Source organism: Oricola nitratireducens, from assembly GCF_014904745.1.
GTDB classification, from domain to species: Bacteria; Pseudomonadota; Alphaproteobacteria; order Rhizobiales; family Rhizobiaceae; genus Oricola; species Oricola nitratireducens.
The window spans coordinates 84,207-108,702 of sequence record NZ_JACZCS010000008.1; the positions used below are offsets into that span (position 1 = coordinate 84,207).

Sequence of the window (24,496 nt, forward strand, 5' to 3'; positions counted from 1 at the left end):
ACGACTTGAAGAGGGTTCATGTCCCAGGTCACAGTGACAATCGACGGCAAGGCCTACCGGATGGCGTGCGATCCGGGCCAGGAGGAGCATCTCCATGAACTGGCCAGCAGTTTCGACCAGTATGTCGGTCATCTGAAAGGCTCGTTCGGCGAGATCGGCGACCAGCGCATCACGGTGATGGCGGGGATCATGGTCATGGACGAGCTTGCCGAACTGCGGAAGCGGGTGACGGGACTGGAGTCGGAGATCGAGTCGCTGCGCCGCACGCGCGACGAGGCGCTGCAGCGCGCCGACAGCACCGACGGGCAATTGATGGAGCGGCTTTCGGCCGTGGCCGGCAAGATCGAGGCCGTCGCGGCGAAATTGTCGTGATCCCGGAGCTCCTGCCACTGGCGTTTGTGCCGGCGGAGGCCTATATCGCGGTTTGGCTGACTGCGCTTCGCGGCAGGAAACAATTTACCCGGGGCCTTACGCATCTCAAGGGAGCTGTCCCTGATTGGACCCGTGGGTCCCGTCACACGGCACCCACCTACATAAGTAGGTTCCCGGGATGCCGCTTTCCACCGGTTGTCGTGGTCGGTCCATCTCCCGCCGGAGAGAATTTTCTTGGCGCCTGATCCCTCCGAATTGAAGAAGGCGATCCGCCGCGACTGCCTTGCGCGGCGCGACGCGCTGGCGCCGGATTTGCGCATCGAGAAGAGCCTTTGCATCGCCGAGCACGGCGCCGGCATCGCCATCGAGCCCGGCACGATCGTCTCCGGTTTCTGGCCGATCCGTTCGGAGGCCGATATCCGGCCGCTGATGTTCGCGCTCCGGGAACGCGGCGCGCGGCTTTGCCTTCCCGTCGTCATGGACCGCGAAACAATCATTTTCCGCGAACTCGTGCGCGGCGCGCCGATGGTCGATACCGGCTTCGGCACGGCCGGTCCGGGCGAGGAGGCGGAGATACTCGATCCACAACTGCTGCTGGTGCCGCTGTCGGCCTTCGACGCCGCGGGCAACCGGATCGGCTATGGCGCCGGGCATTACGACCGGGCGATCGCCCGGCTGATCGCAAAGGGCATGACGCCGCAACTGATCGGCATCGCCTTTGCCTGCCAGGAGGTTGAGGCCGTGCCGGCCGAGCCGCATGACGTGCCGCTTGCCGCCGTTTTGACCGAGGAAGGCTTGCGCGGCTTCGCAGATGACGCGTAGGAGGATGGCGCGTAGGAGAACTGCATGAGACTTCTGTTTCTGGGCGACATGGTGGGGCGGTCCGGGCGTGTCGCGGTCTATGACCGGCTGCCCGGCCTGATTTCGGATTACCGGATCGATTTCACCATCGTGAACGGCGAAAACGCGGCCGGCGGATTCGGTATCACGGAGACGATCCTGACCGAGACGCTGGACGCCGGCGCCGACGTGGTGACGACGGGCAACCATGTCTGGGACCAGCGCGAGGCGCTGGTCTTCGCCGACCGGCATTCGCAGTTCCTGCGGCCGGCGAATTTCCCGAACGGCTCGCCCGGCAAGGGCATGGGCGTCTACGAGGCGAAGAACGGCGCGCGCGTCATGGTGTCGAACATCATGGGCCGCGTTTTCATGAGCCCGGATCTCGACGATCCCTTCGCCTGCGCGGAAGCGCAGCTTGCGACCGGCGGTCTCGGGTCCGAGTTCGATGCCGTCGTGTTCGATTTCCACGCCGAGGCGACGTCGGAAAAGATCTGCTTCGGCCATTTCGTCGACGGGCGCGCCAGCCTTGTCGTCGGCACGCACACGCATACGCCGACGGCCGATCACCAGATCCTGTCCGGCGGCACCGGATACATGTCGGATGCCGGCATGTGCGGAAATTACGACTCCTCGCTCGGCATGGACAAGGAGGAGCCGCTCAACCGGTTCCTGTCGAAGATCCCGAAAGGGCGGTTCGAGGCCGCCTCGGGGCCGGCGACGATTTGCGGCGTGGCGGTGGAAATTTCCGACCGGACGGGCCTCGCCGAAAAGATCGCGCCGTTGCGGCTCGGGCCGCAATTGTCGGAAACCGTGCCGGACTGGTGGTAGACGGGGCGTCCCGGCCGTGGATTGGCCGGGACGATCGATCGCTATTTAATTTCGGTTATCCCGACCGGTTTCCGGTTCACTCGGAGTGCAAGCCGGCGTGCCCTGGCCCCCGCCGATCGGCACGCAGCGCTGGACGACGCATTCGGGATTGTCCGATGCCGGCACGGTCGCGGGCGCCACGTCTTCGCCCGGATCGCAATAGGCGCAAGAGCTGACATAGCGGTCGTAGAGCAAGAGATTGGCGACCCGGGCGGACGGATATTGAATGATCAATGCGCCCGCGCTCTGAAGCGTTTCCTGGATTTTGGCGCATGTGTTTTCATCGGCGCGAATGCGTTCGACAGCCCCGGCCGGCACAGAGACGGAAAGCAGAACGGACGCCGCCAATACGGCGCCGACATATCGTTGAGCGGGATTTAAACGGTTGCGGGTCATGGTGGTCCTCCTCAATTAACAAGGCAACGGACGCAAATGTCCGTTGCCACCCATGCGGCCGATACAGTTTGCCCGGTCCAAGCCGGTGCTCATTGACGGGCGACAAGAATCCGGTGCGTCATGCGTTACAAATGGTCGCATCCATCGAAATGTGAGCACGCCCGGGGCAGGCTTCGGGCTTCAGGCCGGCATGCCGGAAACAACCGTGCTGTCCTCAGACGAACAGCCTTGGCATCAATTGCGATCGAAAAGATTGAACAGCGGCTCGACCCGCTCGCAGCGGTGAACGACGCAGCGCGGATTGTCGGCGGAGTTTATCCTGCGGGTGACGGGCACTTCCGGCGGCACGCAGAAATAATGCGGACTGACGTAGCGGTCATAGAGGAAATAGTCCGGGATGCGTTTCGAGGGGAAACGGATCACCACGGCGCCCTCGTCGCGGAGGATGCGCTGGATCTCGGCGCAAGGCGTCAGATCACCACGGATGCGGGTGATCGCGTGGGCGGGCACGGTCACGCCGAAAAGCAGGAGCGCGACCGCACTCGCGTGCAACGGTCCGGCGCGCCGGTTCGAACGGAATTTTCGCACTGAACTCATCCCCTGAAGGCCAGGTTTTCCGGTACCATGATCGTCGGCCGTTTCGGAAGGTCGCGCACCGTGATGGTGAGCGAATTTCCGTCCATGTACCGGATCGCGAATTCGCCGCTCATCTTCGACAGGAAATTGTCGAGCACCGTGCCGCGCAGATGCATCGGCAGGACGATCGACGAGCGCAGCCGGCTGGTGATCTCCGCCATGCCGGTATGCGACAGGGTGAGGCCGCCGTCGACCGGAACCATGACGATGTCGAGCCGTCCGATCTCGGCATAATGCGCGTCGGTCAGCGCGTGATGCAGATGGCCGAGATGGCCGATGCACAGACCCGCAACCTCGAAGATGAAGATGGAATTGGCATCGGGGATCATGCCGCCGTCGGCCCAGGAGCGGATATCGGTCGTGACGTTGCGGATATAGACGTCGTCGACCACGACATGGTGTTCGACCGGGCTCGGGCTTTCGGGGTCCCATCCCGGCAGGACGACCTCGATCGCCGGATCGGGGGTGAGGGTGTAGTGCGAGGTATGGGCGCGGTTCATGGTGACGACGCGTGGCACGGGAACGGCGCCGTAGAGACCGGAAAAGTCGGTTGCGATGGTGACGCCCGCGGGCGTTTCGATGCGGTAGGTCGAGTGGCCGGCGAAGGTGATGGTGACCGCGTCGGGCACGGCGAGCGGATTTTCGGCGGCCGATGCCGAGGCGTAGATCACGTTCGGCAGCGCCTGCGCGACGGCGAGGCACTGGCTCGGCGGCTTTTCCCCGCCCGGTTCCTGGGCGCGGGCGGGCCCGGCAACAACAAGGCCGGAAAGGACTGCGAGGCAGGCGGCGGTCAGCGCGCGCATGGAACGCATGGCGGTCTCCCTGATCTGTTCCCTGGCTTGGCTTCGCCGGGATTGTAGACGCGGCTTCGCGGAAGGCGAATCAAATTCGCGGCACGTGGCGGCGGCGCGAAGCCGCATCGGGCCGGCGTCACGGCTCGCGCGGGACGAGCATGCCCCTTTCCTTGAGAAACGGATGCAGCGCCACGGCCTGACGCAGAATCGCCTGGCCTTCGTCGAAGCGGTTCGTCTGCATGAAGATCAGCGCCTTGCCGGCAAGGGCACCGAAATGCATCGGTTCGAGTTCCAGCGCGCGGTCGAGATCGGCGAGCGAGGCGTCGTAGTCCTCCTTCAGGAAATGGATGAAGGCGCGCTGGTTCCATCCCTCGGCATAGTCCGGGTCGGTCTCGATGACGCGCGAGAAGGTGGCGAGCGCGCCATCCCAGTCATAGCTTTCGCGCTGGCGCATGCCCGTGGCGACGGCGTCCCGGATCGCGGGATCGGGATGGTCGATCCAGAACTGCCAGATCGCGTCCTCGGCGCGGCGTCCCTCCGCCTCGGTCGTGGCGGCGGCGAGGTTTTCGAACAGGCGGGCATGGATTTCCGCGCGGTCCGGCCCGGCGGCGAACGCAGCGGCCGGCCATGCCGCCAGAACGGCGGCAAGGAGTGCGAATATCACGCCACGCGCTGTCGCCACGGCTAATTGCTCCCTGCAGGTCCGGGTTCCAAACTATCGCGCGCCGCCCGATCGGCAAGGGCGGCGCACATGGCGAAGCGAGCCCGCTGGACGATGACGAGGAACTTTCATATAAGCCGCGCACATTTCACTCATCGCAGATGCCAGAGGAGACCATGGCCGGTCATTCGAAATTCAAGAATATCATGCACCGCAAGGGGCGCGCGGACGCGGCCCGGTCGAAACTGTTTTCCCGCCTTTCGAAGGAAATCACCGTCGCGGTGAAGATGGGCGGCGGCACGACCGATCCGGACATGAACCCGCGTTTGCGCCTGGCTGTGGCCAACGCCAAGGGCCAGTCGATGCCCAAGGACAACATCCAGCGCGCCATCAACAAGGGCGCAGGCGGCGACGCCGAGGACTACAAGGAAATGCGCTACGAGGGCTACGGGCCGGGCGGCATCGCCGTCATCGTCGAGGCGCTGACCGACAACCTCAACCGCTCGGCTTCCAACATCCGCGCCTGCTTCTCGAAGAACGGCGGGTCGCTCGGCGAGACCGGCTCGGTGTCGTTCATGTTCGACCGGGTTGGCGAGATCGTCTATAAACCGGACGCCGGCGATGCCGACGCGATCATGGAAGCGGCGATCGAGGCGGGCGCCGAGGACGTCGAAACCGACGAGGACGGGCACACGATCACCTGCGCCTTCGAGGATATCGGCGCGGTGTCGAAGGCGCTGGAAGACGCGCTCGGCGAGCCGGAATCGGTGAACATCATCTGGAAGCCGCAGAACCGCACGCCGATCGACGAGGACAAGGCGGGCACGCTGATGAAGCTGCTCGACGCGCTCGACGACGACGACGACGTCCAGAACGTCTATTCCAACGAGGACATCGCGGAAGACGTGATGACGAAACTCTCGGCGTGACATGACGCAAACCGAAACGCCGCGCCGGAGGACGCTTTTTCTCTCGTTCGCCGGCCTCGGCGTTTTCGGCTGCATCTGGGGCGCGACCCAGCCGATGACGAAGGTCGCGGTGTCGACGGGCCATCCGCCGATCGGCCTGCTCGTCTGGCAACTGGCGTTCACGGCAGGCTGCCTCGGGCTGATCGTCGCCATCCGGCGGATGAAGATCGGGCTGACGCGGCGCCATCTTTTCTATTATGCGGTCATCGGCCTGCTCGGCACGATCCTGCCGGATATGTTCGTCTATCTGGCCGCGGCGCATCTGCCCGCCGGGATCCTGTCGATCGCGTTGGCGACGGTGCCGATCTTCTCGTTCGGGATCGCGCTTGCCGCGGGCAATGAAAGTTTCAGGCCGCACCGGGGCATGGGGATCGTGCTCGGCGTCGCGGCGATGACGATGATCGCCGTGCCCGATGCCAGCCTGCCGGAACCCGGCATGGCGCCGTGGATATTCGTCGCCCTGGTCGCGCCCGTCTGCTACGGGCTGGAAGGCAATTTCATCGGGCGGCTCGCGCCCGATGACGTCAGCCCCGTCGCGGTGCTGTTTGCCGCATCGATTTTCGGGCTGATGGTCGCGGCGCCGCTTGCCTGGTATTCCGGTGACCTGATCGATCTCACGCAGCCATGGGGCGACGCCGAATGGGCGCTGTTCGCTTCCTCCGTCGCGCATGCCGCCGCCTATGCCGGCTATATGTGGCTGGTCGGGGTCGCGGGCGTCGTCTTCTCCAGCCAGATCTCCTATGTCGTCATGGCGTCGGCGGTGGGATTGAGCATGATCTTTCTCGGCGAGGCGTATTCGGTCTGGGTGTGGCTGGCGATCGGGCTGATGGGCTTCGGGCTGACGCTGGTGCAGCCGGTCGGAAAACTGCCGAAACCCGTCGCCGCCTGAGGTTTCCTAGGAGCGCAGCGCGTCGAGCGCCGGCAGGGTCAGGATCGCCGCGGCCATGACGATCGCCAGCGCGATGCGGCGGTAGGCCGCCTCGCTGGAAAAGCCAAACAGCCGCGCGCCGACCAGCAGCCCGACAAGATAGACCGGCGCGTAAAGGACGCCCATCGTCACCGACTGCTTCGTGGTGAGTCCGGCCAGGAAAAGGCCGGTTCCCGAAAACAGCTGGGTCAGCGCGAAGTAAATGATCAGGTTGGCGCGCACGAAACCCGCGCCGGTTCGCAGCGCCATCCAGTAGAGGATGACGGGCGGCCCGCCAATGCCCGCCGCGCCGCCGAGAAAGCCCGAGACGCCGCCGACCGCGAGACGTACCGGCACGTTGCGCGGGCCGCGGTAATACCAGCCGGACCACAGGACGGCGACCGCGGTCACGATCACCGCCGACATGAACCAGCGCAACGTTTCCGTGTCGCCGGTCTTCAGGAACCAGATGCCGAGCGGCATGATCAGCCCGTAGCCGGCGGCAACCGGCAGCAATTCGCGTAAGCTGATCTTCTTCAAAGCACTGATGATCAGCGGAACCATCGGCAGCGTGTCGATGACCAGGAGGATGACGATGGCGATCTGCGGGCTGAAGGTCATCGCGCCGACCGGGCCGACGATCATGCCGGTGCCGAAGCCGGAAAAGCCGCGCACGATTCCGGCGATGCCGATGGCGATCATCAGCACGAAGAAGGCCGCATCGACAGGAATGCCAAGAATCGTCACGGATTGTTCCCGGGAAAACTGAGACGCCGAGGCAATCGCATGGCGGACTTTCGAGGGCAAGTTGTGATTATTTGTTTTCTTTTTGTTCACATCGTTCGTGGCAGAAGCTAACGTGACAGCGGAGGCGAGATGGGACAAGCGATTCGCATTATCGGGATCGATCCGGGTTTGCGCCGGACGGGTTGGGGCATCGTCGAGAGCCTCGGCAACAGCCTGCATTTCGTTGCTTCCGGCACGATCCGCTCCGACGACAAGGCGGACCTCGCCTCGCGGCTGTGCCAGCTGCATGACGGGCTTGCCGAGATATTGCACGCGCACGTGCCGCAGGAGGCCGCCGTAGAGCAGACCTTCGTCAACACCAATGCGGCGGCGACGCTGAAGCTCGGCCAGGCGCGCGGGATCGCCATGCTGGTGCCGGCACGCACGGGCATCCGGGTGGCCGAATACGCGCCGAACGCGGTGAAGAAGGCCGTCATCGGCGTCGGCCACGGCGACAAGAAACAGATCCACATGATGGTGAAGGTGCTGATGCCGAAGGCGACATTCGACACGGACGACGCCGCCGACGCGCTCGCCATCGCCATCTGCCATTCGCATCACCGGATGAGCGCGGTTCACCAGGCGAGGCTTGCGACGGCATGATCGGAAAACTGAAGGGAACGGTCGACGAGATCGGCGAGGATCACGCGATCATCGACGTGCACGGCGTCGGCTATGTCGTGTTCTGCCCGATGCGCACGCTGTCCGGCCTGAACGCGGGCGAGGCGGCGGTGCTGCTTATCGAGACCTATGTGCGCGAAGACATGATCCGGCTCTACGGTTTTGCGACGCATCTGGAGCGCGAATGGTTCCGGCTGCTGCAGAGCGTGCAGGGCGTCGGCGCGAAGGTGGCGCTGGCGGTGCTGTCGACGCTGACGCCGTCCGATCTCGCCAACGCGATCGCGCTGCAGGACAAGGCGATGGTGGCGCGCGCGCCGGGGATCGGGCCGAAGGTGGCGCAGCGCATCGTCACCGAACTGAAATCGAAGGCGCCGGCCTTTGCCGGCGAGGCATCAGGCACGATCGGGCTGAAGCAGGAACTGGGCGAGGGCGTCGCCGCGGCTCCGGTGGCGGACGCGGTCTCGGCGCTGACCAATCTCGGCTACAGCCGCGACCAGGCCGCGAACGCGGTGGCCGCCGCCGTGAGGGAAGCGGGCGAAGGCGCCGACAGCGCGAAACTGATCCGGCTGGGGCTGAAGGAACTGTCGCGGTGAGCCCGGCTTGCCTTGAAGACCATGCAGTGCGAATGACGACCCATGGATGACGAAGCCCGCCTGATAACGCCGGAGAAACGCGGCGAGGACATGGATGTCTCGCTGCGGCCGCAGACGCTGGACGATTTCACCGGCCAGGCGGCGGCGCGCGCCAACCTGAAGGTGTTCATCGAGGCCGCGCGGGGCCGCGGCGAGGCGCTCGACCACGTTCTGTTCGTCGGCCCGCCCGGCCTCGGCAAGACGACGCTGGCGCAGATCATGGCCAAGGAACTGGGCGTGAATTTCCGCGCCACCTCCGGTCCGGTGATCGCCAAGGCGGGCGACCTGGCCGCGCTTTTGACCAATCTCGAAGACCGCGACGTGTTGTTCATCGACGAGATCCACCGGCTCAATCCGGCGGTGGAGGAGATCCTCTATCCGGCGATGGAGGATTTCCAGCTCGACCTGATCATCGGCGAGGGGCCGGCCGCGCGGTCGGTGAAGATCGATCTGGCGAAATTCACGTTGGTCGCGGCGACGACGCGGCTGGGCTTGCTGACAACGCCGCTGCGCGACCGTTTCGGCATTCCGGTGCGGCTCGAATTCTACACGGTCGAGGAGCTGGAGACGATCGTGCGGCGCGGGGCGCGGATCATGGGTCTGCCGATGAGCGACGATGGCGCGCGCGAAGTCGCGCAACGGGCACGCGGCACGCCGCGCATCGCAGGCCGGCTGTTGCGCCGGGTGCGCGATTTTGCCGATGTGGCGAAGGCCGGACAGGTGACACGCGAGATCGCCGACGCGGCGCTGACGCGGCTCGATGTCGACGCCATCGGGCTCGACGCGCTCGACCGTCGCTACCTGACGATGATCGCACGGAATTTCGGCGGCGGGCCGGTGGGGATCGAAACGATCGCCGCGGGCCTTTCGGAACCGCGCGATGCCATCGAGGACATCATCGAGCCGTTCCTGATCCAGCAGGGCTTCATCCAGCGCACGCCGCGCGGGCGCCTGCTGACGGCAAGGGCCTGGAGCCATCTCGGCCTCGCCGCGCCGAAGGACCTCGCGGCGATGCAGGCGACCCTGTTCGACGAAGAATGACCATGCAAGGGCCGGCATGCCGCATGGCGTTGCCTCTGCTTTTGCAGCCCGGCCGGGAGAAACCAGGAAACCCGTGATCCTCAATATCGGTATCCTTGTGGCGGTGCTGCTGACCGCCTTGCTGTTGTGGTTGCCCAAGGTGCGGACCAGGCCGACATGGCGGGCGATGACCACGCCGCTTGCCTCGATCATCGGCAGTGGCTTCCTCGTGCTCGGCCCCATTCTCGACGAGGCCTATGGAAAATACGCGCCTCTCGTCATGGCCGCGCTTTGCCTTGGCGCCTATCTCTATGGCTCGGCAATCCGCTACAACATGGCGGCGCTCGAAGCGGGCGGTTCGCACCGCAGCCGGCTTGTGGAAGGGCTCGAGACGGCGGCGTCCTGGTCGCTCGGTTTCGCCTATGTCATCTCGGTCGCCTATTATCTCAACCTGTTCGGCGCCTTCGGGGTCAGCCTGACGGCCATGAACGAGCCATTGCAGGCCAAGATGGTGACGACCGCCGTTTTCGGCGTCATCGTGTTTGCCGGCTGGACGCACGGGTTCAAGTCGCTGGAGCAGATGGAATATGTCTCGGTCACGGCCAAGCTCGCGATCATCGCCGGGCTGCTGCTCGGCCTTGGCGCCTATTTCGCCGGCCGGGCGAACGATGGCGGCGTGCTTTTCAATCTTCCGAAAATGACCGGCTGGCCGGCGGTGGCGCTCGCCTTCGGCCTGATCGTCACCGTGCAGGGATTCGAGACGTCGCGCTATCTGGCGGCCGATTACGACAGCCGGACCCGCGAGAAATCCATGCGCTGGGCGCAATGGCTGTCGACGGGGATCTACATGACCTACATCCTGCTGCTCGCCTATGTCTTCGAGCGCGGCGAGGTGAAGCTGACCGAAACGGCGATCGTCGACATGATGGGTCTCGTCGCACCGATTCTGACGGTGCTGCTGGTTGCCGCGGCGCTGGCGGCGCAGTTCAGCGCGGCCGTCGCCGACACCAGCGGCTCGGGCGGATTGATCGCCGAACTGACCGGAGGCCGGATGTCGCCGCGCGGCGCCTATGCCGTGCTGGCCGCGGTCGGTGTGGCGCTGACCTGGTGGGCCGATGTGTTCGATATCATCGCCTACGCCTCGCGCGCCTTCGCCATCTACTACATGCTGCAGGCGGCGATTGCCGCGGTGACGGCGTGGAACGCCAACGCCCGCACGCGGAGTGCCGGCTTTGCGGCGCTTGCCGCAATCGGCGCGGCGATCGTGGTGTTCGGGCGGGCGGTGGAAGGCTGAGGCAGCCGGGTCACGCACCCGTTTTGGACGGTTCGAAGCAATCGACGATCCAGTCGGCGACGGTCCTCGCGGCGGCGTCCTTCTTCAAATGCGGCTGGATGAGCAGCCAGGCCTCGCGGGACGTGCCGAGCGGGGTCGCGCGGACTGCCGGAGGCGTCCTGATGTCGCCGCCAAATACGGGAAGCACGGCGACGGCGCGGCCGGACTCGGTGACGGTGCGGATCGCGCGCGCGCTGTTGGAAATGAAGCGCGCCTTTTCCCGTAGCCCGATGCGCGCCAGTTCGGCCATCTCGGGCGTGTCCTGCAGACTGTCCGGATAAGCGCAGACAATCGTCGTGTCACCGCCGTTCGTCCGGACGGGTTCGAAGAGTACCAGCGGGAGGGTGTCCAGCTTGCGGATCACGAAGCCGCCGCGCTGCGGTCTCGCGAGGCGGATGGCCATGTCGGCTTCGTAACGCGAGAAACTGACATTGGCGTCGGATGCGAGCAGCGACAGGGTGAGCCCCGGATGGTCTTCGAGCAGGCCGGCGGCGTGCGGGGCGAGAACACGGTCGCATATGCTTGCCGTTGCGGCGACGCGGACATGGCCGGTGACGCCGGATTCCGTCGCGGATATCGCGCCGATGGCGGCGGCGTGTTCCGTCATTGCCTCGACATGGGAAAGCACCTGCGCGCCGCGCGCGGTCGGACGGCGCAGGCCGTCGGCGGCGTGGAAGAGCGGATAAGGCAACGCGGCTTCGAGACGGGCGATGCGGCGGGCGACCGTCGTCGCGTCGAAGCCCAGTTCGGCGGCCGCGCCGGCAAAGGTTCCCGTGCGCGCCAGCGCCGCCGCGATCCTGAGGTCCTCCCAGTTGAGGCGGGAAAGGTCCGGCATGAATTTCCTTCCTGTAAAATTGCAGGCTGATACTGCAATATCACTGCATGATTGCAAGCCTTCCCCGATATAGGAATGATGGCGAACCGAGGAGATCCATCCCATAAACACGCCGAAATCCCTGCCGAAAACCCTGCTGGAAATGGCCGGCGCCGACCTGACGCCCGCCCGCTTCGACGAAGCCTGCCTGGTGTTGATCGACTGCCAGAACGAATATCTTTCCGGCCCGGTGGCGTTGCCCGACGCGCAGGCCGCGGTCGGGGAAGCGAAGCGCCTGCTGGCGGCGGCGCGGTCAGCCGGCGCGCCGGTCGTTCACGTCGTGCATCGTGGCCGTGCCGGCGGGATGTTCGATCTCGATGCCGAGCGCGGCGCGATCATCGACGGCCTGACGCCGGAGGCGGGCGAGGTGGTGATCGAAAAGCCGCTACCCAACGCCTTCGCGCAGACCGGGCTGGAGGAAGCGCTGGCGGCGACCGGACGGCGCAAGCTGATCGTCGCCGGTTTCATGACGCATATGTGCGTCAGCGCGACGGCGCGCGCCGCGCTCGATCACGGTTTCGGGGCGACAGTGGCGGCCGATGTCTGCGCCACGCGCGACCTGCCGGACGGAACCGGCGGCGTGGTCGCAGCCCGCGATGTCCATCGCGTCGCGCTCGCCGAACTGGCGGACCGCTTCGCGATCGTTGCCCGTGGCCCCGACTGGTTTTAGCGACGGGGCAAGGCCCGGACGACGTTCATGACGTCCGGCGCGGCTTTCTCTCCGTCATAGGCGTCGACGACGCCGAATGCGCCGCCATAGGACCACATCGCCCAAGAGAAACCGTTTTCCTCGGCGAGCGCGATCATGTCGCGGTAGTAGGCGGCGCGCCATTCGGGCCTGGTTGCGGGCGCCTTGCCGTATTCCTGGCGGATCATGCCGAACTCGCCAAGCAGGATGCGGTCATGCGGGATGTTGTTCCTGGCAGCCCAGCGGGCAACAGTGCGGAACGGTTCTCGCATTGTGCGTTTCAGCCGTCTCGGGCTGGCGAGGCGTTCGGCGTTCTTGACGAGGAAGTCGGCCGCCTTGCGCCTCTGGCCGTTCGGGGCATCGCGGTCGATGCGCTCCAGATTGACGTCGACGGCCGCCTTGCGCTCGCGCCGGCGCAGGCCCGAGAACGGGTAGGCGAGGCCGGACAGATGCTTGACGTCTTCTCCCGCCCAACTGGCGCTTTGATGGGTGAGGATGAAGGGATCGTAGGCGTGGAAGCTCCAGATCACATTGGCGTCGCCGAGCGTTTTCGGGTCGAGCGCGGCGAGGCCGTCCGCCGATCCCCAGCAGGCGCCCTGAACCACCAGGGTGATCTTCGGATTGACGGCGCGGGCGGCGGCATGCAGATCGACAAGCTGGCGCGGCCATTGCGTGTCGTGCCGGCCGCATTCGAGCAGGGGCTCGTTGACCAGTTCGAGCGCGACGGCATCGGCATCATAGCGCGCCAGATGGCCGGCCACGTCGTTGACGAGACGCCGATAGGCCGAAAACAGCGCGGGGTCCGACAGGATCCGGTTGGTTCCGGGTGCCTTTTGCCCCTTGCCGCGCGGAATGGTGTGCAGGTCGACGATGACCTTCAGCCCGGCGACCCTGATCCGGTCGACCGCGCCGGTCACCCCGTCGAGCAGGCGTTTCCGGCGCGCCGCATCCGCATTGACCAGAAATACCGCCGGATCGACCGGCATGCGCAGGAAATCGAGACCGGCCGCGCGCAGGCCGGCGAGATCGTCGTCCGAGACGAAGGCTTTCCATTCGGGGAAATTTCCAAGAACCTTTTTCAAGTCCCAGCGGTCCGGTCCCGGCCACGTCACCCACTGGTCGAGATTGAGGCCGCGCGACACGGTAAACTGTGCCGCGTGAGCGGGCGCCGCGGTCAGTGCGAGGACGGCGGCGAGCGTCGCCAGGGTTGCACGGATCGGCGAAATCATGGACATGGGGCCTCTTACCATGCGTGCATGACAACCGGTGAAACTCGATCTTGCAAGGGAAACCGATGACAGAGGATGCCGATGCACTTGCGGGACGGCTGACGGCCTCCGGCCACGAGTTGCAGGCGCGGGTCTATTATGCCGACACGGATTTTTCCGGCGCGGTCTATCACGCGCGCTATCTGGAATTCCTCGAGCGCGGGCGGTCGGACTATCTGCGCCTGATCGGCGTGCACCATACCGATCTCGAAGCCGGAAGCACCGGCGAGACGCTCTACTGGGTGGTGCGGCGCATGGAGATCGATTTCCGCGCGGCGGCGCGCATCGACGACGTGCTGACGGTTCTCACCCGCGTCGCGGAGGTCGGCAAGGCGCGCATCCGCATGGCGCAGGAAATCCGGCGCGGCGACGCGCTGCTGATCACGGCGGCGGTCGAGGCGGCGCTGATCAACGCCGAGGGCAAGCCTCGGCGGTTTCCGACGGAATGGGCGGCCCTGTTCGCGCCTGGCTGAGGCCATCGCGGCAAAAACAGCCAAAATGTCATGAAATGAACGCAATTGGCTTTGTTTCACTAACGCGCCGTTAAGGATAACAATTCATGAATGGGCTGGTCCGAAAAGGGCCGTCTCAACGCCTTTGTTTAAACCAAATTATCGTTGAGAGCCGATGCAGCCCGTTCGAACAGGTCATGCCGGACCATCGGGCGCGGACCGTTTAGCAGTGATTGACCGCAAATCCGGGACTTGAGGATTTACACATGGAACAGATTGGCTTGGCCGCACCGGGAAGCGAGCTTTCGCTGTGGGCGCTATTCATTCAGGCCGGCTTCGTCGTCAAACTGGTGATGCTCGGCCTGCTTGCCGCTTCGGTGTGGTCGTGGGCGGTGATGATCGACAAGACGCTGGCCTATGGCCGGATGCGGCGTGCCTTCAACCGTTTCGAGGACACGTTCTGGTCGGGCCAGTCGCTCGAAGAACTCTACCGTTCGCTCGCCGACAGCAAGGCGGCCGGCATGGGCGCCTTGTTCGTGGCGGCGATGCGCGAGTGGAAGAAATCATTCGAGCGCGGCGCGCGTTCGCCGATGAGCCTGCAGAGCCGGATCGACCGGGCGATGGACGTCGCGCTGTCACGCGAGATGGAAAGCGTGGAAAGCCGGCTCGGCTATCTGGCGTCGGTCGGCGCCTCGGCGCCGTTCATCGGCCTGTTCGGAACGGTGGTCGGCATCATGACCTCGTTCCAGGCGATCGCCGGATCGGAATCGACAAACCTTGCCGTCGTCGCGCCGGGTATCGCGGAAGCGCTTCTGGCGACAGCGCTCGGCCTCGTCGCGGCCATTCCGGCGGTTATCGGCTACAACAAGCTGTCGGCCGACGCCGCGAAGCTCGCCAGCCGGATGGAGGCTTTCGCGGATGAATTCTCGGCCATCCTGTCGCGCCAGATCGATGAACGCGCCAATGCGAGCGCCCGCCCGCAGGCGGCCGAATAGCGCGATGGCGCGGAGGTAATCCCATATGGCCATTTCCCTGAATTCCGGCAGCGCCGGCCGCGGTTCGCGGCGCGGACGCCGCCAACACAGCGCCCGGCTGATGTCGGAGATCAACGTCACGCCCTTCGTCGACGTGATGCTGGTGCTGCTCATCATCTTCATGGTGGCGGCGCCGCTCCTGACCGTCGGCGTGCCGATCGACCTGCCGGAAACGCGCGCCGCGGCGCTCAATTCCGACACCCAGCCGATCACGATCTCGATCCGCGACAATGGCGACATCTATGTCCAGGAAACGCAGATCCCGATCGAGGAAGTGGTGCCGAAGCTCGAGGCGATCGCACAGACCGGTTACAACGAGCGCATCTATATCCGCGGCGACCAGAATGCCGACTACGGCACGATCATGCGCGTCATGGGCCGCATCAACCAGGCCGGTTTCAAGAATCTCGGCCTTGTCACGCTGCAGGAAAAGGACGGCTAGTCCACCATGAGGGTCGGCCTCATCACATCCGGCGTTTTGCATGCGGTCATTCTCACCTGGGGAATGTTCACGCTGAGCGCGCCCAAATCCTTCGACGTGGCCGACGTGGAATCGCTGCCGGTCGACCTGATCACGGTCGCCGAACTGACGCAGATCCAGAAGGGCGCCAAGGACGCGCCCAAGGACGGGCCGTCGGCGCCGGAGCCGACCGTCGCCGTGCCGACGCCGAAACCGGCGGAGAATATCGGCAACAAGGAACGCGACCAGGCGGCGCCGGAAACCGAGACGCAGAAGCCCGTCGAAGTGGACCAGGCCAAGCTGCCGAAACCGTCCGACACGCCGGCCCCCGAGATCGCGCAGCGCCCCGATACGGCGCCCGAGCCGGCGCCGAAACCGGAACCCGTGCCGACGACGGAGGTCGCCTCGATCCCGGAACCGCCGAAGGACGTCCAGCCCGATCCGGTCAAGGACGCGATCGACACGGCCGAGCCGCTGCCGGCGGAACCGAAGCCCGAGGCGCGCATTCCCGACCAGGTGCCGGTGCCGTCGGCGCGTCCGGAGCGGCCGCAGGCGCAGACGGCGAAAACGAACGAGCGGAAGCAGGCCGAGCCGCGCCAGCAGGCGAGCGCACCGCCGCCGGCGCCGGACAGCCAGTCGCAGGAAGACCAGGTCGCCGCGCTGCTCAACCAGGAACAGGCTTCGGGCGGCGGCGCGCAGCGCTCCACCGAGCAGGCCTCGCTGGGCGGCAAGCGCAACACCGGCGGGTCGGAACTGACGCAGAGCGAAATGGATGCGCTGCGCGCACAGATCCAGGCCTGCTGGAACCCGCCTGCCGCGATCGATGCCGGCGACCTCAAGGTCTCGATCCGGTTCAAGCTCGATTCCTCGGGCATGCTGGAGGAGCCGCCCTCGATCCAGAAGAGTTCCGGCAACCGGGCGGCCGACGAGAGCGCACGGCGCGCGATCATGATTTGCGAACAACGCAACCAGGGCTACAAGCTGCCGGCGGAAAAATACGATGCATGGCGCGATGTGGTGGTGAATTTCGATCCGAGCGAGATGTTCCGGTGAGCGCGGCTCCCGAACAGACATGCGCCCGGCCAAGGGGACTGAAAGGGACGACCCGATGAGACTGCTGATGCTGAGATTTATTGCCTTCGTGACGATGGCGGCCGCTGCGGTCGCATTCGGCGGACAGCCGGCGCGCGCGCTGGTCGAGATCGACATCAACCAGGGCAATGTCGAACCGCTGCCGATCGCGATCACCGATTTCATCTCCAGCGACGGGATCGGCGCCGACATTTCCGGCGTGATCGCCGCCGACCTGAAGCGGTCCGGCCTGTTCGCGCCGGTGGACAAGGGCGCCTTCATCGAGAAGGTGAGCAATCCCGATGTCGCCCCGCGCTTCGAGGACTGGCGCGTCATCAACGCTCAGGCAGTCGTCATCGGCCGTGTCGTGGAAGAGGCAGGAGGGCGGCTGCGCGCCGAATTCCGCCTGTGGGACACGTTCGCCGGCGAGCAGATGGCGGGCGAGCAGTTCTTCACCAATCGCGACAACTGGCGCCGCGTCGCTCACATCATCGCCGATTCGATCTATGAGCGGCTGACCGGCGAAAAGGGCTATTTCGACACCCGCGTCGTCTTCGTCGACGAGACGGGACCGAAGGAAAAACGCGTCAAGCGGCTGGCGATCATGGACCAGGACGGCGCGAATGTGCGTTATCTGACGCGCGGCGACGACATTGTCCTGACGCCGCGTTTCTCGCCGACGCGCCAGGAAGTCACCTATATGGACTTCGCCGGCCCCGAGCCTCATGTCTATCTGCTGCAGCTGGAGACCGGGCAGCGCGAGCTGGTTGGCGACTTTCCGGGCATGACGTTCAGTCCGCGCTTCTCGCCCGACGGCCAGCGCGTCGTCATGAGCCTGGAGCAGGGCGGCAATGCGAATATCTACACGATGGATTTGCGCACCCGCCAGACGACCCGGCTGACCAGTTCGGATGCGATCGACACGTCGCCCTCCTATTCGCCGGACGGGTCGCGGATCGTCTTCGAATCCGACCGCGGCGGACGCCAGCAGCTTTACGTGATGGGCGCCAATGGCGGCGAGCCTCAGCGCATTTCCTTCGGCAACGGCTCCTATTCGACGCCGGTCTGGTCGCCGCGCGGAGACCTGATCGCCTTCACCAAGCAGTCGGGCGGGCAGTTCTCGATCGGCGTGATGAAGCCCGACGGTTCGGGCGAGCGCATCCTGACGACGGGCTTCCACAACGAGGGGCCGACATGGGCGCCGAACGGACGGGTGCTGATGTTCTTCCGCCAGGCGGCGGGCGCGGGCGGGCCGCGGCTCTTTTCCATTGACCTGACCGGCCGGAACGAGCAGCAGATCCCGACGCCGGACTTCGCGTCCGACCCGGCATGGTCGCCGCGTCTCGAATAGCTGCCCGGAAGCCGCCGCAATTTCGCCTTACCGCGGCGGCGGGACCACGTCGCGATTAACGGGCGGTTAACCGTCTTCCTTGAACGGCGGTTAACTGCAACAGGGTTACCAAAGGTTCAACGAAGTAGTTCAAATTCCAGGAGACACGGCCATGCGCCGCATTCCAGTCAATATCATCAAAATCATCGCGATCTGTCTCGTGGCCGGACTGGCCGTGACCGGTTGCGCCAGCAGGAAGGGCCTGCCGAACAATGCCGGCGATCTCGGGCTGGGCGCGAATGGCGCGGTTCCCGGCACGTCGCAGGACTTCACGGTCAATGTCGGCGACCGCATCTTCTTCGACACGGACTCCTCGGCGATCCGCCAGGACGCGCAGCAGACGCTGGCGCGCCAGGCGCAGTGGCTCAACCAGTATCCGCAATATGCGATCACCATCGAGGGCCATGCCGACGAACGCGGCACGCGCGAATACAACATCGCGCTCGGCGCACGGCGCGCGGCGGCGACCCGCGACTTCCTCGTGTCGCGCGGTGTAAACCAGGGCCGTATCAAGACGATTTCCTACGGCAAGGAACGGCCGGTCGCGACCTGCGACGACATTTCCTGCTGGTCGCAGAACCGCCGCGCGGTCACCGTGCTGGGCGGACAGGGGAGCTGACCGGCACCATCACGCCGATCTGAAAAAGCGGCTTCGGCCGCTTTTTTATTGCGCGGACCCAAGGAGGCGCGCGGAACCAGCCGTCAGACAAAGTTTTGTCGAACTTGACGGCTTAATGATAAACGGTTGGATGGGCCGGGTTACGGATTTTGGAGTTTTCAGACGAAATGGTTTCATTGCCAAGATGGTTGGGCGCGACGCTGGCACTTGCCGTGCTTGCCGGCGGGCCCGCGCAGGCCGGGGAAAGACGGGCCTTGCCCGAGGGGAGCTACCAGGTGGCGCAGGTCACCGATCCACGCGTCTACGCGCTCGAGGATCAGGTGCGCCAACTCAACGGCAAGGTCGAGGAACTGACGTTCCAGCTGCTGCAGTTGCAGGAGCAAATCCGGAAAACGCAGGAAGACAACGAATTCCGCTTCCAGCAGCTCGAGGGCAGCGGCACCCCGCCGGCGACCAGCGAGCCGATGGATTCGGGCCAGGCCGAGACGCCGCCCGCGAAATCCGACACGGCCGCGGCGGCACCGGCGAACGCGCCGGCCGCCGCACCGGTCAGATCGGCCGAGGCGGGTGGCGCGAAAGCGCGCGGTACGCCGCCGCACGCACTCGGCACGCTGACGATCGACGGTTCGGGCAAGGTGGTCGACGGCTCGATCGATTTCTCCGAACAGAAGATCGATTCCGCCATCGACGGCGAGGCGGTGGCCAGCGTTCCGGCGACGGAAGAACCGGAAACGCTTTACCGCGAAGGCTACGCGCATGTGCTGGACGGCGACTACAATATCGCCGAGGGCATCTTCCGCTCCTTCGTGGAAACCTATCCGCAAGACCCGCTGACGCCGGATGCACGCTTCTGGCTTGCCGAAAGCGTTCGCGCGCAGGGACGGCTGGAAGAGGCGGCGCAAATCTTCATCGCCGTGCGCAAGGACTATCCGAAGTCCCAGAAGGCGCCCGAAACCCTGCTCAAGATCGGCCAGATCATGGCCCAGCTCGGCGACCGCGACGTCGCCTGCGTCACCTTTGCCGACGCCGAAAACTCCTATCCGAACATGTCGGACTCCGTTCGGGCCCGTATCCGCGAAGAACGCGCGAAAGCGAAGTGCTGACGCCGGATCGCGTCGCCGCGCTCACACGGCGCACCCTTTCTTCCATTCAGTTTCCAGAGACCGGCAAGGTCGTCATCGCCTTGTCGGGCGGCAGCGACTCCACAGCCCTGCTGATGCTCGCGCATGCGATGTTTTCCGATCGCGGCGAAGCGGGCCGCCTGCTGGCGGTCACGGTCGACCATGGCCTGCGCGCGGAATCGGCCGACGAGGCGCGCCACGTCGGCGCGATGTGCGCCGCGCTCGGCATTGCCCATGACATCCGGCGCTGGGACGGACCGAAACCCGCGACCGGCCTGCAGGCCGCGGCGCGCGAGGCGCGCTACCGGTTGCTGGCCGACGCCGCTGGAGATGCCGGCGGCGCGATCGTGCTCACCGGGCATACGCACGACGATCAACGCGAAACCGTGGCGATGCGTTCGGCGCGCGGGCCCGGACGCGGGCTATCGGGCATCGCGCCGGCGACGCTTTATGCGCGACGGACATGGTTCGTCCGTCCGCTGATTGCCCGGCGCAGGCAGGAACTGCGCGACTGGCTGGAAACGACCGGACAGGGCTGGATCGAGGATCCGTCCAATCGCGACCGGCGGTTCGAACGGGTCCGGGTGCGCCAGGACGCGCCGGAACAGGCGGCGGACGACGCCGGGATCCGCGCCGCCTTCGCCGCGCGTCAGGCGGAGACGGCCCGCGCCGCCGCCCTGCTGCGCGACGAGACGGTCTGGCGGTTCGATGCAGCGACCCGGACCGCGGAACTTTTTCCCGGTGCGGCTGCCGGAAGGGACGGCTTTGCGTTGGCTCTCGGCACGGTGATGAGCTGGACGGGCCAATGCGCCAACCTCGCCTCGCAAGGCATTCTCGACAAGGCCGCGGCGTTTGCCGTCGAAGCGGCGCCGGGCAAGCGAATGACAGCGTCGGGATGCCTGCTCGCGAAGGCGGGAGAATCGGTGCGGATCAGCCGCGAAGCGCGCAACCGGCGTGAGTCGGGATACGGCTTCGACCATCTCCTTCCGAGCCCGGATTTCGATGCCGCGCAGGCGCTGGCGGAGCGTTCGCGGGCGCCATCCTACCCTAATCCACCGATTTCCGGTTACCCTGTTTGAACACAATCGCCGCATGGGGGCGCTGTCGCCTTGGCAACGACCATCTTCATACCTATGTTTGGCCCTAAGAGTTGCCGCTGTTTCAGATGCGGCACAGCTACGAGAAAGACATGAACCCGAATTATCGAAATTTCGCGCTGTGGGCGATCATCGCTCTGATGCTGATCGCGCTGTTCAACATGTTCGACAACCAGCCGCAAACGACGGCAAGCCGCGACGTGTCCTACTCGCAGTTTCTGCAGGACGTTTCGACCGGCCGGGTGAAGTCGGTCACGATCATGGGCGAGCAGATCACCGGCACCTACTCCGACTCCGGTGCGAGCTTCCAGACCTATTCGCCGGGCGACGCCAATCTCGTCCAGCGTCTCGAAGGGCAGGGTGTCGAGATCCGCGCGCGGCCTCAAACGGACGGTTCGAATTCCTTCATCTCATATCTGTTCACCTGGCTGCCGATGATCATCATCCTCGGCGTGTGGATATTCTTCATGCGCCAGATGCAGGGCGGCGGTTCGCGCGCCATGGGATTCGGCAAATCTCGCGCCAAGCTTCTGACCGAGGCGCACGGCCGCGTGACCTTCGCCGACGTCGCCGGCGTGGACGAGGCCAAGCAGGACCTGGAAGAGATCGTCGAATTCCTGCGCGATCCGCAAAAGTTCCAGCGGCTCGGCGGCAAGATTCCGCGCGGCGTGCTGCTCGTCGGCCCGCCCGGCACCGGCAAGACGCTTCTGGCGCGCTCGGTCGCCGGTGAAGCCAATGTGCCGTTCTTCACCATTTCGGGTTCGGATTTCGTCGAGATGTTCGTCGGCGTCGGCGCAAGCCGCGTGCGCGACATGTTCGAGCAGGCGAAGAAAAATTCGCCCTGCATCATCTTCATCGACGAAATCGACGCCGTCGGCCGTCATCGCGGCGCCGGTCTCGGCGGCGGCAATGACGAGCGCGAGCAGACGCTGAACCAACTGCTGGTCGAGATGGACGGCTTCGAGGCCAACGAGTCGATCATCCTGATCGCGGCCACAAACCGTCCCGACGTTCTCGATCCGGCGTTGATGCGTCCGGGCCGCTTCGACCGCCAGGTCGTCGTGCCGAACCCGGACATCATCGGCCGCGAGAAAATCCTCAAGGTGCATGTGCGCAACGTGCCGCTGGCGCCGAATGTCGATCTCAAGGTCATCGCGCGCGGCACGCCGGGCTTCTCCGGCGCCGACCTGATGAACCTCGTCAACGAAGCGGCCCTGATGGCGGCTCGGCGGAACAAGCGTCTCGTCACCATGGCCGAATTCGAGGACGCCAAGGACAAGGTGATGATGGGCGCGGAGCGCCGGTCCAACGCCATGACCGAGGAAGAAAAGCAGCTGACCGCCTATCACGAGGCGGGTCACGCCATCGTGGCGCTCAACGTGCCGTCGACGGACCCCGTCCACAAGGCGACGATCATTCCGCGCGGCCGCGCTCTCGGCATGGTGATGCAATTGCCGGAAGGCGACCGCTACTCGATGAGCTACAAATACATGATCTCGCGGCTGGCGATCATGATGGGCGGGCGTATCGCCGAGGAAATGAAGTTCGGCAAGGACAACATCACCTCGGGCGCGGCGTCCGACATCGAGCAGGCGACCAAGCTGGCGCGTGCGATGGTGACGCAGTGGGGCTTCTCCGACAAGCTCGGACAGGTCGCCTATGGCGAGAACCAGCAGGAGGTCTTCCTCGGCCACTCGGTGGCGCAGCAGAAGAACATCTCCGAGGACACCGCCCAGATCATCGACATGGAAGTCCGTCGGCTGATCGACGAGGCCTACGAGGCCGCGCGCAAGATCCTGACGACCAAGAAGAAGGACTGGATCACGCTCGCCGAAGGCCTGCTCGAATACGAGACGCTGTCGGGCGACGAGATCAAGTCATTGCTTGCCGGCGAAAAGCCGTCACGCGATCTTGGCGACGACACGCCGCCGTCGCGCGGCTCGGCCGTGCCGAAGGCCGGATCGAAGGAAAAGGCCGACAAAAAGCCGGGCGACGAGCCCGGGACCGGCGGCATGGAACCGCAGCCGCAGGGTTAACCCTGAAAACCAGACTTGTGTGAAAGGCCGCCCTGGCGGCCTTTTTTCATGGTTTTGCGTGGTGTATATCAAGCTGCCAGAGCGGGCCGGAAAAAACGGCAAGCAGATCGAACGGAAATCGTATGACGCGGAAATATTTCGGCACTGACGGCATTCGCGGCACGGCCAACGTCCATCCGATGACGCCGGAAGTGGCGATGAGGGTAGGCATGGCCGTCGGCGTCGCATTTCAGCGCGGCGGTCATCGCCACCGGGTGGTGATCGGAAAGGATACGCGGCTTTCGGGCTACATGCTGGAAAATGCGATGGTCGCCGGGTTCACCGCGGCCGGCATGGACGTCTTCCTGCTCGGTCCCGTGCCGACGCCCGCCGTCGCGATGCTGACGCGGTCGCTGCGCGCCGATATCGGCGTGATGATCTCGGCATCGCACAATCCCTTCGAGGACAACGGCATCAAGCTGTTCGGCCCGGACGGCTACAAGCTTTCCGACAGGATCGAAATGGAAATCGAGCGCTTGCTGGCGTCCGATCTTTCGCGTTCGATGGCCAGGGCCGACAAGGTCGGCCGCGCGAAGCGCGTCGACGGCGATCTCTACCGCTATATCGAGTTCGCGAAACGAACCTTCCCGAAGGAAATGACGCTTTCGGGTGTCCGCGTCGTCGTCGATTGCGCCAACGGCGCCGCGTACAAGGCCGCGCCGGCGGCGTTGTGGGAACTGGGCGCGGAGGTCGTCACGATCAACAACGAGCCGAACGGGCTGAACATCAATCTCGAATGCGGATCGACCAATCCGGTCGGCCTGTCGAAGAAGGTTCACGAGGTGCGCGCCGATCTCGGCATCGCGCTGGACGGCGACGCCGACCGGGTATTGATCGTCGACGAGAAAGGCAAGGTCGTCGACGGCGACCAGCTGATGGCGATGATCGCCGAGGACTGGCATGCCGACGGCCGGCTGACCGGCGGCGGCGTGGCCGCGACCGTGATGTCCAATCTCGGTTTCGAACGGTTCCTGAATTCCAAGGGACTGGACCTGGCGCGCACGAAGGTCGGCGACCGCTACGTCGTCGAATGCATGCGCGAGAACGGCTACAATGTGGGCGGCGAGCAATCCGGCCATATCGTCCTGTCGGACTATTCGACCACCGGCGACGGGTTGATCTCGGCACTGCAGGTGCTCGCCTGCATCCGGGCCGCCGACAAGCCGGCGAGCGAGGTGTGCCGCAAGTTCGAACCGGTTCCCCAGGTCCTGAAAAACGTTCGCTTCGGCGGCGGCAAGCCGCTGGAAGACGAACACGTGAAATCGGCCATCGACGAGGGCCGCGACCGGCTGGGCAATTCGGGGCGGCTGGTGATCCGCCCGTCGGGAACCGAGCCGGTGATCCGCGTCATGGCCGAGGGTGACGACCGATCCATGGTCGAAAAGGTCGTCGACGATATCGTCAGCGCGATCGCGGGCCTCAAGACCGCGGCCTGAAGCCTCCCGGACAAGCGAACGGATAGCGGCGCCAGAAGGCGCCGTTTTTTTATTAAAACTGTATGCGTTAAGGCTAAT

At 65.2% G+C, this 24,496-nt stretch carries 27 protein-coding genes and 1 other RNA gene; 21 read left to right on the forward strand and 7 right to left on the reverse strand.

Annotated elements, in window-relative coordinates; genetic code table 11:
• Positions 1-18 precede the first annotated feature (18 nt).
• The 4 genes from IG169_RS04630 (at position 19) to IG169_RS04645 (ending at position 2,040) form a co-directional block, all read left to right on the forward strand.
• Positions 19-372: a cell division protein ZapA gene (locus tag IG169_RS04630; protein ID WP_193174991.1), complete on the forward strand. Its 354-nt coding sequence runs from the start codon at positions 19-21 to the stop codon at positions 370-372.
• Positions 373-426: 54 nt separating this feature from the next.
• A non-coding RNA gene (ssrS, locus tag IG169_RS04635) (6S RNA) lies at positions 427-583 on the forward strand.
• Between the two features lie 23 nt (positions 584-606).
• Complete coding sequence (locus IG169_RS04640; protein WP_193174992.1) at positions 607-1,194, forward strand: 5-formyltetrahydrofolate cyclo-ligase; 588 nt, start codon at positions 607-609, stop codon at positions 1,192-1,194.
• 24 nt (positions 1,195-1,218) lie between these two features.
• Positions 1,219-2,040 carry a TIGR00282 family metallophosphoesterase gene (locus IG169_RS04645; protein ID WP_193174993.1) on the forward strand — a complete coding sequence of 274 codons (822 nt, stop codon included), beginning with the start codon at positions 1,219-1,221 and terminating at the stop codon, positions 2,038-2,040.
• Between the two features lie 45 nt (positions 2,041-2,085).
• On the opposite strand, the gene IG169_RS04650 is transcribed toward IG169_RS04645, so the two are convergent.
• The 4 genes from IG169_RS04650 to IG169_RS23985 all read right to left on the reverse strand — a co-directional run bounded on the left by IG169_RS04650 (position 2,086) and on the right by IG169_RS23985 (position 4,587).
• Positions 2,086-2,475, reverse strand: a complete 390-nt coding sequence (locus IG169_RS04650; protein WP_193174994.1) for a hypothetical protein — start codon at positions 2,473-2,475, stop codon at positions 2,086-2,088.
• Positions 2,476-2,709: 234 nt separating this feature from the next.
• Entirely contained in the window at positions 2,710-3,063 is a 354-nt protein-coding gene (locus IG169_RS04655) for a hypothetical protein (RefSeq protein WP_193174995.1), read from the reverse strand.
• 5 nt (positions 3,064-3,068) lie between these two features.
• Positions 3,069-3,914: an MBL fold metallo-hydrolase gene (locus IG169_RS04660; protein WP_428982234.1), complete on the reverse strand. Its 846-nt coding sequence runs from the start codon at positions 3,912-3,914 to the stop codon at positions 3,069-3,071.
• 127 nt (positions 3,915-4,041) lie between these two features.
• Positions 4,042-4,587 (reverse strand): tetratricopeptide repeat protein, encoded by a 546-nt coding sequence (locus tag IG169_RS23985; protein ID WP_343225575.1) that lies wholly within the window; start codon positions 4,585-4,587, stop codon positions 4,042-4,044.
• Positions 4,588-4,742: 155 nt separating this feature from the next.
• On the opposite strand from IG169_RS23985, the gene IG169_RS04670 reads away from it, so the two are divergent.
• Both IG169_RS04670 and IG169_RS04675 read left to right on the forward strand, forming a co-directional pair.
• Positions 4,743-5,495, forward strand: coding sequence for a YebC/PmpR family DNA-binding transcriptional regulator (locus tag IG169_RS04670; protein ID WP_193174997.1), 753 nt, complete (start codon positions 4,743-4,745; stop codon positions 5,493-5,495).
• A 1-nt stretch (position 5,496) separates the two neighbouring features.
• Positions 5,497-6,423, forward strand: coding sequence for a DMT family transporter (locus tag IG169_RS04675; RefSeq protein ID WP_193174998.1), 927 nt, complete (start codon positions 5,497-5,499; stop codon positions 6,421-6,423).
• Between the two features lie 6 nt (positions 6,424-6,429).
• Here the strand turns inward: IG169_RS04675 and IG169_RS04680 are convergent, their stop codons facing one another.
• The gene (locus tag IG169_RS04680; RefSeq protein WP_193174999.1) at positions 6,430-7,188 is read right to left on the reverse strand and encodes a TSUP family transporter; all 759 of its coding nucleotides are present in this window, start codon (positions 7,186-7,188) and stop codon (positions 6,430-6,432) included.
• 129 nt (positions 7,189-7,317) lie between these two features.
• On the opposite strand from IG169_RS04680, the gene ruvC reads away from it, so the two are divergent.
• The 4 genes from ruvC (at position 7,318) to IG169_RS04700 (ending at position 10,794) form a co-directional block, all read left to right on the forward strand.
• Positions 7,318-7,830 carry a crossover junction endodeoxyribonuclease RuvC gene (ruvC, locus tag IG169_RS04685; protein ID WP_193175000.1) on the forward strand — a complete coding sequence of 171 codons (513 nt, stop codon included), beginning with the start codon at positions 7,318-7,320 and terminating at the stop codon, positions 7,828-7,830.
• Positions 7,827-8,441 (forward strand): Holliday junction branch migration protein RuvA, encoded by a 615-nt coding sequence (gene ruvA / locus IG169_RS04690; protein ID WP_193175001.1) that lies wholly within the window; start codon positions 7,827-7,829, stop codon positions 8,439-8,441. The genes ruvC and ruvA overlap by 4 nt, the downstream gene beginning before the upstream one ends.
• A gap of 42 nt (positions 8,442-8,483) precedes the next feature.
• Positions 8,484-9,521, forward strand: coding sequence for a Holliday junction branch migration DNA helicase RuvB (ruvB, locus tag IG169_RS04695; RefSeq protein ID WP_193175002.1), 1,038 nt, complete (start codon positions 8,484-8,486; stop codon positions 9,519-9,521).
• A 73-nt stretch (positions 9,522-9,594) separates the two neighbouring features.
• Complete coding sequence (locus IG169_RS04700) at positions 9,595-10,794, forward strand: hypothetical protein (RefSeq protein ID WP_193175003.1); 1,200 nt, start codon at positions 9,595-9,597, stop codon at positions 10,792-10,794.
• Between the two features lie 10 nt (positions 10,795-10,804).
• Here IG169_RS04700 and IG169_RS04705 read toward each other — a convergent pair whose 3' ends face one another.
• Positions 10,805-11,668 carry a LysR family transcriptional regulator gene (locus IG169_RS04705; RefSeq protein ID WP_193175004.1) on the reverse strand — a complete coding sequence of 288 codons (864 nt, stop codon included), beginning with the start codon at positions 11,666-11,668 and terminating at the stop codon, positions 10,805-10,807.
• 142 nt (positions 11,669-11,810) lie between these two features.
• Here IG169_RS04705 and IG169_RS04710 point away from each other — a divergent pair, with 142 nt between their 5' ends.
• On the forward strand, positions 11,811-12,377 hold the full coding sequence (locus IG169_RS04710) for a cysteine hydrolase family protein (protein ID WP_193175005.1): 567 nt from the start codon (positions 11,811-11,813) through the stop codon (positions 12,375-12,377).
• On the opposite strand, the gene IG169_RS04715 is transcribed toward IG169_RS04710, so the two are convergent.
• Positions 12,374-13,630 carry a glycoside hydrolase family 5 protein gene (locus IG169_RS04715; RefSeq protein WP_193175006.1) on the reverse strand — a complete coding sequence of 419 codons (1,257 nt, stop codon included), beginning with the start codon at positions 13,628-13,630 and terminating at the stop codon, positions 12,374-12,376. The two genes, IG169_RS04710 and IG169_RS04715, sit on opposite strands and share 4 nt — an antisense overlap.
• A 59-nt stretch (positions 13,631-13,689) precedes the next feature.
• Between IG169_RS04715 and ybgC the strand changes: the two genes are divergently transcribed.
• From ybgC to glmM, 10 genes are all read left to right on the forward strand, one after another.
• Positions 13,690-14,136: a tol-pal system-associated acyl-CoA thioesterase gene (gene ybgC / locus IG169_RS04720; RefSeq protein WP_193175007.1), complete on the forward strand. Its 447-nt coding sequence runs from the start codon at positions 13,690-13,692 to the stop codon at positions 14,134-14,136.
• A 245-nt stretch (positions 14,137-14,381) separates the two neighbouring features.
• Entirely contained in the window at positions 14,382-15,110 is a 729-nt protein-coding gene (gene tolQ / locus IG169_RS04725; RefSeq protein WP_193175008.1) for a protein TolQ, read from the forward strand.
• 25 nt (positions 15,111-15,135) lie between these two features.
• Positions 15,136-15,591 carry a protein TolR gene (gene tolR / locus IG169_RS04730; protein WP_193175009.1) on the forward strand — a complete coding sequence of 152 codons (456 nt, stop codon included), beginning with the start codon at positions 15,136-15,138 and terminating at the stop codon, positions 15,589-15,591.
• Between the two features lie 6 nt (positions 15,592-15,597).
• Positions 15,598-16,662 carry a TonB C-terminal domain-containing protein gene (locus tag IG169_RS04735; RefSeq protein ID WP_193175010.1) on the forward strand — a complete coding sequence of 355 codons (1,065 nt, stop codon included), beginning with the start codon at positions 15,598-15,600 and terminating at the stop codon, positions 16,660-16,662.
• A 67-nt stretch (positions 16,663-16,729) separates the two neighbouring features.
• Positions 16,730-18,031, forward strand: coding sequence for a Tol-Pal system beta propeller repeat protein TolB (tolB, locus tag IG169_RS04740; RefSeq protein WP_193175011.1), 1,302 nt, complete (start codon positions 16,730-16,732; stop codon positions 18,029-18,031).
• A 151-nt stretch (positions 18,032-18,182) separates the two neighbouring features.
• Positions 18,183-18,689 (forward strand): peptidoglycan-associated lipoprotein Pal, encoded by a 507-nt coding sequence (gene pal, locus IG169_RS04745; RefSeq protein ID WP_193175012.1) that lies wholly within the window; start codon positions 18,183-18,185, stop codon positions 18,687-18,689.
• A 176-nt stretch (positions 18,690-18,865) separates the two neighbouring features.
• Positions 18,866-19,792 (forward strand): tol-pal system protein YbgF, encoded by a 927-nt coding sequence (ybgF, locus tag IG169_RS04750; protein ID WP_193175013.1) that lies wholly within the window; start codon positions 18,866-18,868, stop codon positions 19,790-19,792.
• Complete coding sequence (tilS, locus tag IG169_RS04755) at positions 19,786-20,889, forward strand: tRNA lysidine(34) synthetase TilS (protein ID WP_193175014.1); 1,104 nt, start codon at positions 19,786-19,788, stop codon at positions 20,887-20,889. Before ybgF ends, tilS begins: the two co-directional genes overlap by 7 nt.
• 110 nt (positions 20,890-20,999) lie before the next feature.
• On the forward strand, positions 21,000-22,943 hold the full coding sequence (gene ftsH / locus IG169_RS04760; RefSeq protein ID WP_193175015.1) for an ATP-dependent zinc metalloprotease FtsH: 1,944 nt from the start codon (positions 21,000-21,002) through the stop codon (positions 22,941-22,943).
• 122 nt (positions 22,944-23,065) lie between these two features.
• A complete protein-coding gene (gene glmM / locus IG169_RS04765; protein WP_193175016.1) occupies positions 23,066-24,418 on the forward strand; it encodes a phosphoglucosamine mutase in 1,353 nt (450 codons plus the stop codon).
• Positions 24,419-24,496: the final 78 nt, after the last annotated feature.